At 41.0% G+C, this 11,723-nt stretch carries 11 protein-coding genes; 6 read left to right on the forward strand and 5 right to left on the reverse strand.

Going from position 1 to position 11,723, the window contains the following annotated elements; translation table 11 throughout:
• Positions 1-10 precede the first annotated feature (10 nt).
• The 5 genes from A33Q_RS17220 to A33Q_RS17240 all read left to right on the forward strand — a co-directional run bounded on the left by A33Q_RS17220 (position 11) and on the right by A33Q_RS17240 (position 6,132).
• On the forward strand, positions 11-2,017 hold the full coding sequence (locus A33Q_RS17220) for an alpha-ketoacid dehydrogenase subunit alpha/beta (protein WP_009035760.1): 2,007 nt from the start codon (positions 11-13) through the stop codon (positions 2,015-2,017).
• A 100-nt stretch (positions 2,018-2,117) separates the two neighbouring features.
• A complete protein-coding gene (locus A33Q_RS17225; protein ID WP_009035759.1) occupies positions 2,118-2,846 on the forward strand; it encodes a lysophospholipid acyltransferase family protein in 729 nt (242 codons plus the stop codon).
• An 18-nt stretch (positions 2,847-2,864) separates the two neighbouring features.
• Positions 2,865-4,331 carry an Omp85 family outer membrane protein gene (gene omp85, locus A33Q_RS17230; RefSeq protein ID WP_009035758.1) on the forward strand — a complete coding sequence of 489 codons (1,467 nt, stop codon included), beginning with the start codon at positions 2,865-2,867 and terminating at the stop codon, positions 4,329-4,331.
• A 146-nt stretch (positions 4,332-4,477) separates the two neighbouring features.
• A complete protein-coding gene (locus A33Q_RS17235; RefSeq protein ID WP_009035757.1) occupies positions 4,478-5,812 on the forward strand; it encodes an alpha-L-fucosidase in 1,335 nt (444 codons plus the stop codon).
• Positions 5,813-5,910: 98 nt separating this feature from the next.
• Positions 5,911-6,132: a hypothetical protein gene (locus tag A33Q_RS17240; protein ID WP_009035756.1), complete on the forward strand. Its 222-nt coding sequence runs from the start codon at positions 5,911-5,913 to the stop codon at positions 6,130-6,132.
• Positions 6,133-6,161: 29 nt separating this feature from the next.
• On the opposite strand, the gene A33Q_RS17245 is transcribed toward A33Q_RS17240, so the two are convergent.
• Positions 6,162-7,511: a transglutaminase-like domain-containing protein gene (locus tag A33Q_RS17245; protein WP_009035755.1), complete on the reverse strand. Its 1,350-nt coding sequence runs from the start codon at positions 7,509-7,511 to the stop codon at positions 6,162-6,164.
• A gap of 191 nt (positions 7,512-7,702) precedes the next feature.
• Here A33Q_RS17245 and A33Q_RS17250 point away from each other — a divergent pair, with 191 nt between their 5' ends.
• A complete protein-coding gene (locus tag A33Q_RS17250) occupies positions 7,703-8,116 on the forward strand; it encodes a rhodanese-like domain-containing protein (RefSeq protein WP_009035754.1) in 414 nt (137 codons plus the stop codon).
• A gap of 29 nt (positions 8,117-8,145) precedes the next feature.
• Here A33Q_RS17250 and A33Q_RS17255 read toward each other — a convergent pair whose 3' ends face one another.
• Genes A33Q_RS17255 through A33Q_RS17270 form a run of 4 tightly spaced genes read right to left on the reverse strand, consistent with a single transcriptional unit; the run spans position 8,146 to position 11,609 of the window.
• On the reverse strand, positions 8,146-8,877 hold the full coding sequence (locus A33Q_RS17255) for a 3-keto-disaccharide hydrolase (RefSeq protein WP_040490624.1): 732 nt from the start codon (positions 8,875-8,877) through the stop codon (positions 8,146-8,148).
• A 2-nt stretch (positions 8,878-8,879) separates the two neighbouring features.
• Positions 8,880-9,311 carry a c-type cytochrome gene (locus A33Q_RS17260; protein WP_016255474.1) on the reverse strand — a complete coding sequence of 144 codons (432 nt, stop codon included), beginning with the start codon at positions 9,309-9,311 and terminating at the stop codon, positions 8,880-8,882.
• Between the two features lie 18 nt (positions 9,312-9,329).
• Positions 9,330-10,382, reverse strand: coding sequence for a sugar phosphate isomerase/epimerase family protein (locus A33Q_RS17265; protein ID WP_009035751.1), 1,053 nt, complete (start codon positions 10,380-10,382; stop codon positions 9,330-9,332).
• Positions 10,383-10,439: 57 nt separating this feature from the next.
• Positions 10,440-11,609: a Gfo/Idh/MocA family protein gene (locus tag A33Q_RS17270; RefSeq protein ID WP_009035750.1), complete on the reverse strand. Its 1,170-nt coding sequence runs from the start codon at positions 11,607-11,609 to the stop codon at positions 10,440-10,442.
• Between the last annotated feature and the right edge of the window lie 114 nt (positions 11,610-11,723).

The following is an 11,723-nucleotide window of genomic DNA, read 5'->3' on the forward strand; positions in this document are numbered from 1 at the left end:
ATTTACAGATATGACCCAGATAAAAACCGCAGAAAACCAATTCCAATTTGACATTGAAGGGATAAGCACAGAAACCCACCTACAACTCTACGAATCTCTTCTGATGCCCAGGAGGATTGAAGAAAAAATGCTTATTCTGTTAAGGCAGGGAAAAATTTCAAAATGGTTTAGCGGATGGGGTCAAGAGGCCATTTCTATCGGAGTGGTCAATGCCTTGGAAAAAGACGAATTCATCCTGCCCATGCACCGGAATCTTGGAATATTCACAGGCCGGGACATTCCATTGTCAAGACTTTTTGCACAGTTTCAGGGTAAGAAAACCGGATTTACCAAAGGCCGGGACCGCTCTTTTCATTTTGGTTCTATTGAGCACCATATAGTAGGGATGATTTCCCATTTAGGCCCTCAAATGGCCATTGCTGATGGAATTGGCTTGGCACATAAACTATCCAATGAAAAAAAAGTCTGCTTGGTATTTTCGGGAGACGGGGCAAGTTCAGAGGGAGACTTTCATGAAGGACTCAATGTGGCTGCAGTCTGGAAGCTGCCGGTTATTTTTGTGGTAGAGCACAACGGCTATGGACTTTCTACTCCCAGTGAAGAGCAATTTGCCTTTAAAAATTTTACGGACAAGGGTCCCGGATACGGAATAGAAAGCTACAGAATTGATGGAAACAATGTAGCGGAAGTATATTCCATGATCAAAAAACTGGCTGAAGACATCAGGGAAAACCCAAGACCTATTTTAGTCGAAGCCATGACGTTCAGAATGCGCGGACACGAAGAAGCTTCTGGTACCAAGTATGTCCCTAAAGATTTGATGGAATCCTGGGCCGTAAAAGACCCTGTCCTCAATTATGAGAAATTTTTGCTGGACCGGAGCATTCTCAGCGAGCCCATATTAAAAGAACTGAATGCCAAGATCAAAAAACTGATCAATGAAGGACTGGACAAGGCTTTTTCGGAAAGTTCAATCACAGCTGATAGCCAAGAAGAACTTTCTGATTTATACGCTCCTTTTTCTCAGATTCCAATTTTACCTAAATCTGATAAATCCAGAGAATTGAGATTTGTAGATGCCATCTCGGATGCACTGAAACAATCCATGCAAAAGTTCCCAAATCTGGTGTTGATGGGTCAGGATATCGGAACCTACGGTGGGGTATTCAAAATCACCGATGGATTTGTCGAGGCCTTCGGCAAAGAAAGGGTAAGAAACACACCGCTTTGTGAAAGTGCCATTATCGGAGCTGCACTTGGGCTTTCCATCAAAGGATATAAAGCCATGGTAGAAATGCAGTTTGCAGATTTTGTGTCAGTAGGATTTAATCAGATAGTCAACAACCTTGCAAAAATTCACTACCGTTGGGGGCAAAATGCAGATGTGGTTGTCAGGATGCCTACAGGTGCGGGAGTTGCTGCGGGCCCGTTTCATTCCCAGTCAAACGAAGCATGGTTTTTCCATACTCCAGGGCTGAAAATTGTATATCCATCTAACCCGTATGACGCTAAAGGTCTGCTTAATGCTGCCTTAGAAGATCCCAACCCCTATTTGTACTTCGAGCACAAGGCGCTTTACAGGTCTCTCACTGGAGAAGTCCCTGATGACTATTATACCTTACCAATTGGCCAGGCAAAATTAGTCACAGAAGGCAGCGAGGTATCCATTATCACCTATGGAATAGGGGTACATTGGGCAAAATCTACAGCTGAATCCCTAGGCTGCAAAGCAGATATTCTGGATTTGAGAACCTTATTGCCATGGGACAAAGATGCCGTTGAAAAAACTGTGAGAAAAACAGGCAAGGTTATTTTCCTGCAGGAGGATTGTCTAACAGGAGGTATTGGTGGGGAAATTTGTGCATGGATAGCAGAACATTGCTTCCAGTATCTGGATGCTCCCGTAATGAGGGAAGGAAGCTTGGACACTCCAGTACCATTTGCACCCACATTGGAAAAAAACTTTCTTCCTGTGGAGCGATTTTCCGATAAGCTGAAGAATTTACTGGAGTATTAAAAAAAAGGAACCCCTGAAAAACGCTTTCAGGGGTTGTTTTGCAAGCAAAGAGTGAAAGATTTGTTTACGATGTTTCAAAAGTAATCAAAGTCAAAGGATTATGAAAATCTTCCAATGGATATATACAGCCTATGCTGCATTGATGTTCGTCCTTTTGATGATCATCTTTGGGCTTTTTATCATTTTACCCTTGGTTTTAAGCCCCAGGGGAGGGAAAATTTCCTTTATTTTTATCCGGCTTTGGGCCAGCACCTGGTCTTTTTTAATAGGGATAAGGTATAGGGTTCATGGTCAGGAATTCATAGATTCCAAGAAACCTTACATCTATATTTTCAATCACCGTTCATTTATAGATGCACCAGTCATTCCTATGGCTATTCGTCAGGAAGTGAGAGCTATAGGAAAAAAAGAGCTGTCAAAAGTACCGCTTTTCGGATTGATTGTATCCAGAGTTGCGGTATGGGTAGATAGAAAGGATGCTGCTTCCAGAAAGGCCTCCGTAGAAGTTTTAATGGAGATTCTGAAAAAAGGGATTTCCGTTGTAGTCGCCCCTGAAGGAACAAGAAACGATACAGGACAAACACTTTTACCTTTTCAAAAAGGCGCATTTAGGATCGCTGTGGAAACAGGTACCCAGATTATGCCCATGGCCGTCATCGGAGCTGATCTGATTATGCGCAGGGGATCCCTTTTAATGAGACCTGGCGTGGTCCACATTTACTTTTCAAAACCTATCAGCCCCGAACAATACCGAAAAGATGACGGTTATATAGACCTAGCTGAAAAGTGCTACAATAGGCTTGAGGCGATGATTCTTACGCATGAATAGAGAACCAAATAATCTCCAATGTCTTTTAAAAAAATTATTTTATCACTTTTTGCCGTTTTTATTTATTCCACGAGTCAAGCACAGAATGACTCCTTACCCTTTCCTATCAGTGAAAAGAGAAGGTTGTCTGATCAAAGGCTTGAATCCAAAAAAGAAGGCTGGTATGTAACCGGACTACCGAGATTGGGCTATGACCCAATTCAGGGAATTGGTATAGGAGCAGATGGTGAGATTTTCAACAATAGAACTGCTGACGATCCCTTTTTTGCATATACTCCATACCGGGAGAGAATCACCTTTTCTGTGGGCTATACTCAATTTGGGAAAGTTTCAGCAGGCTTGGGCTTGGACATGCCCTATTTTTTAAATACCAAATGGCGAGTGAGAGCTAAGTTTTCATTTTCCGACAATCCCAATAAAATTTATTTTACACCGGGAGAAAGCTCCTTGAAACCTTTGTCCTATGTAGACAGAATAACAGGGGAAACGGTCACAAATGCAAGGTACGACGATTACAGAAGGGCTCTATCCGTGATCAGACCAATGCAAAACCCATGGGATGGTGAGATCCCGGGAGTAGATTACACGGACAGGAACTTTCATTACAATCGCTATACCAAATACGCATTGGATATTATTGTAGAAAGAACCTACATGGAAGGAGACCTCAGACTTGTTTTTGCAGGCGGAGTCATTGATCTAAGGTATAATCCTTATGATTTTGAACAAGAAGACAGAGCACTTGACAAAGAAGGAAACCGCGTAGAAGCCACTAATGGTCTTACACTGATTACCCGGGATTTTTCACAGGCCGAAAGAGGTGATCCCAATTCTTACTGGGTCCAGAATAATATTACAGGTTATGAAGGAGGCTTCTCTGTCAAATTCAAGGCAGGACTTATCTATGACACCAGAGACTTTGAACCTGACCCTACCCGAGGGACTTTGCTGGAATATTCCCTTGGATATACAGCTCCTTGGATAGGCTCTGATTTTCATTACAGCAGACATCAGTTGCAATGGATGCAATTTCAGGAGGTTTTACATTTTTTACCTAACAAAAACATCCTTTCCAGCAGACTGATGCTTAGTACCATTGGTGGTCCGCAGGTTTTCTTCAGAGAGGTATTTGACATTTGGAGTGCAAGTCAAGGCAGAATAGGTGTACTTGGTGGTGAAGATACCATGAGAGGCTTTAAGAAGTTCAGGTTTGGGGGGTTGGCTATGGGAATGGGGAATATTGAACTTAGGAGCCGAGTGAGTTCATTTTCATGGGCGGATCAGGATTTTGAAATTTCAGCAGTACCATTTTTTGACTTCGGCAGGGTTTGGGATGGCCTTGAACAGATCAATCTTCGTGGCTTCAAATACAACCCTGGCTTGGGTGCTAGGATTGCCTGGAACCAATCCACCATTCTCAGATTTGATTACGCACGGTCTGCTGAAGATTCCCAGTTTTTCTTCGTATTTGGACAGATTTTTTGATTTCCTGAGAAAGCTGGTACTGATTAACATGATTCATATTTTCTCAGATTTTCCGTATTCGGTACTATCTTGACCATATTTGGGTGATACATACATTTTTCGCCAATTTTTCAGTAAATTTTAGGATACATTTAACCCAAGAACCAATGAGCACTATCTTCCAAAAAGGCTTTACGATATTAAGCCTGTTCATGCTTTTTACTTTTCAAGTATTTGGACAAAAAGACTACCAACCTACTGAAGAAAATCTCAAAAACCGGGAATGGTTTCAGGACAACAAGTATGGGCTCTTTGTACATTGGGGGGTCTATTCCGTCATGGCTGGTGGCGGGGACATGGGAATTGCCGAATGGATTATGAACCAAAAACAGATCCCCATTACAGCTTATGAAAATTTACCTAGTTTTTTCAATCCCATTGAATTTGATGCTGAGGAATGGGTAGCAATGGTCAAAAAAGCCGGGATGCGATACATTACCATTACGTCCAAGCATCATGATGGATTTGCGATGTATGACTCCAAAGCTTCTGACTATAACATTGTCAAAAAGACGCCGTTTAAACGTGACGTTCTCAAAGAACTCAAAGATGCCTGTGATAAGGAAGGTATCAAACTTTTCTTCTATTATTCCCAATTGGACTGGCATCACCCTGATTACTATCCAAGAGGAAGTACCGGAAAAGGATACACAGGCAGACCTGATTCGGGAGAATGGAGAAAGTACATAGATTACATGAAAGACCAACTGACTGAGTTGCTGACCAATTATGGTGAAATCGGTGGGATTTGGTTTGATGGCCAATGGGACAAATACGATGAAAATTGGTACTTGGACGAAATCTACAGCCATATACATAGCTTACAACCAGGTGCGCTAATAGGATCCAATCATCACTTGGCACCCTTTCCTGGTGAAGATTTTCAGATGTTCGAAAGAGATTTGCCTGGAGAAAACACCATGGGATTCAATAAAGGTGCTGAAATCTCTCAGGAACTGCCTTTGGAAATGTGCGAAACCATGAACGGCAGCTGGGGATACAACATTAAGGACAGAAGATTCAAAAGTTCCAGCCAACTATTGGAAACCATGATCAGAGCTGCTGGATATGGTGCCAATTTCCTACTGAACACAGGACCTCTGCCCAATGGCAAAATCCAATCTGAAAATGTAGATACCTTGATGGTGATGGCGAATTGGTTAGAGAAAAACGGGGAAACTATTTACGGAACCAGAAAAGGTCCTGTAGAACCAAGACCTTGGGGCGTCACCACACAAAAAGACAACAAGGTATTTGTACACTTGCTGGCCTGGAAAGATGAGTCTATTTTGATCCCTTCAGTGGGTAAAAAGGTGAAATCTGCAAAACTATTCTCTGACAATAGTAAGATTAAATACTCTGAATCAAATGAGGGCATTCTACTCACTATACCTTATAGCAAGCGCAAACCTCTGGAAACTATAGTAGTATTGGAATTATAAGAATTTGGAAACTCGGGGATAGATTATTGAAATAGCTTAGCTTTTTATTACATTAGAGATTCGTAAACTTATAAAATCACCAATCAAACTCATTTACAATGAAAATCTCTAAAAGCTTTAAGTCAAGTTTGACGCTTGTATTTGCATTTGGATTTCTATTTGCTGTAGCCACTACATCTTGTGGACCAAAGAAATCAGAATCCGATACTGAACAAGTAGAGGAGCACCCTGCTGAAGAAGAGCATCCGACCGAGGGAGGAGAGCATCCTTCAAGTGATGAGCACCCATCAGAGGGAGGGGAACATCCTTCAAACGATTAATTAAAAGGCAACCCAAATGGTTGCCTTTTTTAATTCTTCCTTACAAAGGAGAAACTTGTCTTTGGATAAACCTCACCTTCCTCTGTCTCCATAATAGGATAGGCCAAAAAATTAATCGGACCACCTGATGGTGAAGGTTCAACCACCAAATCCCTTCCTTGGCTCAATTCAATCCTGTTGGCGGGGTGTCTACCAAAGTAGTATGTTGCTAAAGCGGTATATTTATTTCCTTCAGAAATATCAACTGGCCACCATTTCCCATCTGCGTAGAATTCAGCCCAACAATGATATCCATCTATCCCTCCTTCATTTCTGTCAGAAGGAATAGAGGCTCCTATCGAGAATCGTGCAGGTATTTCGATGGACCTGGCCAGGGATATAAACAAAGAATGAAACTCTGTGCAATTACCGGTTTTGGAATCACATGCCAATACAGAATTACCAGTCCCATATTCACCAAATTTCATGTAACGCATATTGTCAATGATGTAATCATACAATGCTCTTGCCTGCATAAGTTTTCCTTCTTTTTCCTTCCCTTTGATAGCCTCAGCAGCTATTTCGCTAAACCTCCCTCCTATGGGCATCAATAAATTTGGTTGTAAGTATCTTGGGTCGATTTCAAGCTCTGAATCATAAGGTGATTTTTCCTTTCTTGATACTTCATATATCACTTCGATCTTTTCACCCGAATGCTCTGCATCCAGCTCCAAATAGAGTATATCATTACCAAATTCTTTTTCTTTGAGGATTTTGTGAACTCCGGGGTAGTCCATTGACACAATGCTCACAGTTTGGAAGTTATCTGTTTTTGCCAGTGGAATCCATACTTTAGCTTGCTCTTTGATATCAGGAACAATAGCCTCATATCTAAATTCGAATTTATCGTCCCCCTCTATCACTCCTAGTAATTCTGTGGTGGCTTCCTCCACAGGCACCCTCCTCCAGGTTTTATCTACTACCTGTTTCCAGGTATAGAATGGCTTGCCATTGAGTTTGTGCAAAGAAGTTTCTGTAACCAACATTTCCCCAGGTTTCCCTTCCAGAAAAAAATCGACATCATACACGTCTCCTTCTTCATCGGCCAAGTCCACACAGGCAAAATGCCTATCAGGACCTAAATTGGAAAGATACTCAGTATGTACCCTGACCAACTTTAGCCGTAATTGCCTTTTCTCATCATTGACCAAAAAATAACCTCCATTTGCAGAAGTTTCCCTGTCAATATATGCTTTGATCCCTTCTTCTATTTCAGCAATGGAGGTCCGCTTCCAGGAAGTTTGGGATGTCGTGCTTTCACTTTGTTCTTCATTGTTTTTTTGAGGACTACATGCACCGAAGAGCAGAAGTAACACTATGGTGGAGTTCAGAATTTTCATACTTACAGAAATTGATTTAGAAAGGGCGGAGGCAATATTCCAAGGTTGTAATAAAATTCCACTATTTCTAATTTAAAACTTTTAATCTATCTGGAAGTGAACTTATTTATCCTAAATTTAGATTTTACCCTTTATGTTCGATAAGATAATTTTTAATAAGTTTACAAAAAACCAAAAACTGAAGATTTGAGATGAATACTCATAAAATAACGGCAATAGCTTCTATGATCATGATTTCGCTCACCTGGATAAGCTGCGCAAGTGACAAACAAACGAGTGATGACATGGCGGTAGAACAGGTAGATAACGAAACTTTCCAAAAATTGATCACTGAAGGAAATGGCATTTTATTGGATGTCCGAACAGAAGAGGAAATTACCAATGGAGTGATTTTAGAACCTAAAAAAATAGATTTCTCGAGTGCTGATTTTTCAGAACAGTTAGATCGTTTGCCGAAAGATTCAGAAATTTATGTGTATTGTGCTGTTGGTGGAAGAAGCGGTAAAACTGCTGAGCTTTTGAAAGAAAAAGGATTCAAAAAAATATATAACTTAAGGGGTGGTTACGAAGAATGGAAAAAAGAAGGCTATCCAGTTAACGAATAAAAAACCGGAGTTTCCTCCGGTTTTTTTATTTAAAGTTGTTTGATTCTGATATTTCTAAACCATACCTCATCACCATGGTCTTGGAGGGCTATTTTACCCTTTTTATACTTACTAAAACCAGGCATATCCTTAAATTTGGATCCTGCTACCATTTCCTCCCATTCTGCAGTCCAAAGACTTGTGGAGACAACCATAACACCGTTTAAATGAAGCTCTAATTCGCCTTGGTTGACGATAATTTCTGCTAGATTCCATTCACCCAAGGGCTTGACAGTCTCTTCACTTGATTCGATCAAATCATAAAGATCTCCCGCTCTGTGAGTGACAATTTTGGCATCAGGATGCCCATCATTATCCAAAATCTGCATTTCCAGACCAGTCATCCAAGGATAAGAATATTCCTCTGATTCATGTACAAGAAATATGATACCACTGTTTCCGTTTTCTGCAATTTTCCACTCCAACTGGAAATGGAAATTTTCAAATTCTTCCACAGTCACAATATCACCAGCATCACCTGCTTCCCAGTTTTCTTTATTGGCGGCATCCAGAAATATAGTTTCATCCTGGATTTTCCAAGCTTTTCCTACATCACCCCCTCCGTATTTTTTCCAACCATCGAATGATTGACCATCAAATAGGTCAACCCACTCGTTTTCTTCAGATTCAATTTCAATAGTCTCTACTGTTTGCTCGGACGATCCACCACAAGAAAAAGCCAAGGTAGCCGAAAACATCAGGGTATAACCAAGGTTTTTCATCATTATTTTTTAAGAAGTAAAACGTATTTCACAATAGTTTCCACGTCTGAATTGTCCAGGTGAGGATGCGCCGGCATGGGAACTTCACCCCATTCTCCTACATTTCCTTTGATCACTCTGGAAGTCAGGAGTTCGACATTCTCCTGAGTGTTTTCATATTTGGCTGCAACATCAGCATAAGAAGGACCTACTATTTTTCTCTCAACCATATGGCAAGCAGTACAGCCTGCCTCTTTAGCTTTAGAAGATCCCGCTACAAATACCGGATCATCTTTGTATTTATCTTCCAAGCTTTGTGAAGCTGCCGGAGCAGGAGCACTGGAGCTTGTTGTTGATGACTCTGAAGAAGAATCCGAGGAACTCCCTCCTCCACAAGAATATGCTAAGGTCGAGATTGCGATCACTCCCATAGCCATTGATTTTGCGATTTTCATGCGAATTAATTTTGTTAATTAAATACCTAAAACTTTTTTGTTGAATGCTTCATCGGCACCAGTGCCGGCGAAATCATCAAAAGCTTTCTCAGTTACTCTTATGATATGATCAGCTATAAAAGGGGCTCCTTCAATTGCACCTTGCTCTGGATGCTTGATGGCACATTCCCATTCCAAGACTGCCCAGCCATCAAAGTCATACTGGGAAAGTTTGCTAAAGATACCACTAAAATCTACTTGTCCATCACCTAATGAACGAAATCTTCCTGCCCTTTCTACCCAGCCTTGGAAGCCTCCATACACGCCTTGCTTGCCTGTAGGGTTGAATTCAGCATCTTTTACGTGGAACATTTTGATTCTTTCATGATAAAAATCAATGAATTGTAAATAGTCCAAACACTGCAATACAAAGTGGCTCGGGTCATATAGGATATTTGCTCGTTTGTGATTGTTTACTTTTTCCAAAAACATCTCAAAAGTAATCCCATCATGTAAGTCTTCTCCGGGATGTAACTCGTAACAAACGTCCACACCATATTGATCAAACTCATCAAGAATAGGAGTCCAACGCTTTGCAAGCTCAGTGAACCCTGTCTCTACCAAACCTGCCGGTCTTTGTGGCCATGGATATACAGTATGCCACATCAACGCTCCTGAAAATGTTGCATGTGCTGTAAGTCCAAGGTTAGATGAAGCTTTAGCTGCGTACTTTAGTTGCTGGGTTGCCCATTCGGCCTTTCCTTTTAGGTTACCTGCAAGATTTGCAGGTGCAAATCCATCAAAAAGCTCATTGTAAGCCGGATGAACAGCTACCAATTGACCTTGAAGGTGGGTCGAAAGCTCGGTAATCTCCAAGCCTGCTTCTGTAACAACACCTTTGATTTCATCTGCATAATCCTTGCTCTCTGCAGCTTTTTGAAGGTCTATCATCCTAGGATCCCATGAGGGGATCTGAACACCTTTATATCCAACATTTGCCATCCATTCACAAATTGATTTCAAATTGTTGAATGGGGCTGCATCATCTGCAAATTGCGCCAAAAATATCGCGGGTCCTTTAATGGTTTTCATAGGTTTATTATTTAAGATTGTAGATTGTAGATTTTAGATTATTAGAAATGCTTGGTTTTATTTTTCAACCACAAAAGGGGTCCATTTTTGATCTGACTCTGAACTTGCCAATACATGATCAATAAATGCCATTCCCCTGATACCGTCCTCGGCACCAGGAAAATCCCACCATTCTGCTTTGGGCTCCTCCCCTTTTCTGAGTGCATAAATGCAACGGGCAAAATTTCTGTAAATATTGGCAAAAGCTTCGATATAGCCTTCCGGATGTCCTGCGGGTGTTCTGGTGTTTTCATTTGCCATGGAACCAAGATATCCCGTACCTGCCCTGTAAATTTCCGCTGCTTTTCCAGGCCACCTGACAATTAGGGAGTTGTTATCTTCCTGTTGCCATTCCAATCCACCCTTGTCTCCATAAACCCGGATTTTAAGGTTGTTTTCACAACCGGTATCTACCTGAGAGGCTGTTAAAATACCCGAAGCATTATTCTCAAAGCGCATCAATACTGCTCCATCGTCGTCAATCGGCCTTCCTTCTACCTTGATATCCAAATCTGCACAGATTTTTGCAACTTTTATTCCAGTGACATATTCTGCAAGATTGAAAGCATGGGTCCCAATGTCTCCAAAGCAACCGGCTTTTCCATTCCTGGCAGGATCCGTCCTCCACTCAGCCTGTTTGTTGTTTTCATGTTCCAACAACTTATAAAGCCATCCTTGTGGATATTCCACATACACTTTTTTGATTTCCCCAATCTCTCCATTTGCAATCATTTGCTTCATTTGCTTAATCATAGGATACCCTGTATATGTATGGGTCAAGCAAAATAGCTTATCACTGCTTTTGATGATTTTATAAAGAGCCCTTCCTTCTTCATAATTCAAAGTCATAGGCTTATCAAGTACTACATGAAATCCATTTTCCAAAGCCTTCTTTGTCGGATCAAAGTGTACATTGTTTGGTGTGACTATACTGATAATATCAATTCTTTCCTCCTCTGGTAATTGAAGTTCCTTTTGGATCATTTCATCATAGGAAGAATAAACTCTCGAGGAATCCAGCATGAGCTCTTCACCGGCTTGTCTGGACCTTTCGGGATTACTGCTGAATGCTCCTGCTGTAAGCTCTATCAGTCCATCCATGAGTGCGGCATTTCTATGGATAGCTCCAATAAATGCTCCAGGGCCACCTCCGACCATCCCCATTTTGAGTTTCTTTTGTATTGCCATTTTGTATCGGTTTAATGGTTTTATTAAATAATTTATTTTGGGTTATTTTTTTGTAAGATAATTTATGATTTTCATTCGCTTAAAATGGAATTGAAATAATTTACCAATTGCAGT

It is taken from the genome of Indibacter alkaliphilus LW1 (assembly GCF_000295935.2).
Taxonomy (GTDB): Bacteria; Bacteroidota; Bacteroidia; order Cytophagales; family Cyclobacteriaceae; genus Indibacter; species Indibacter alkaliphilus.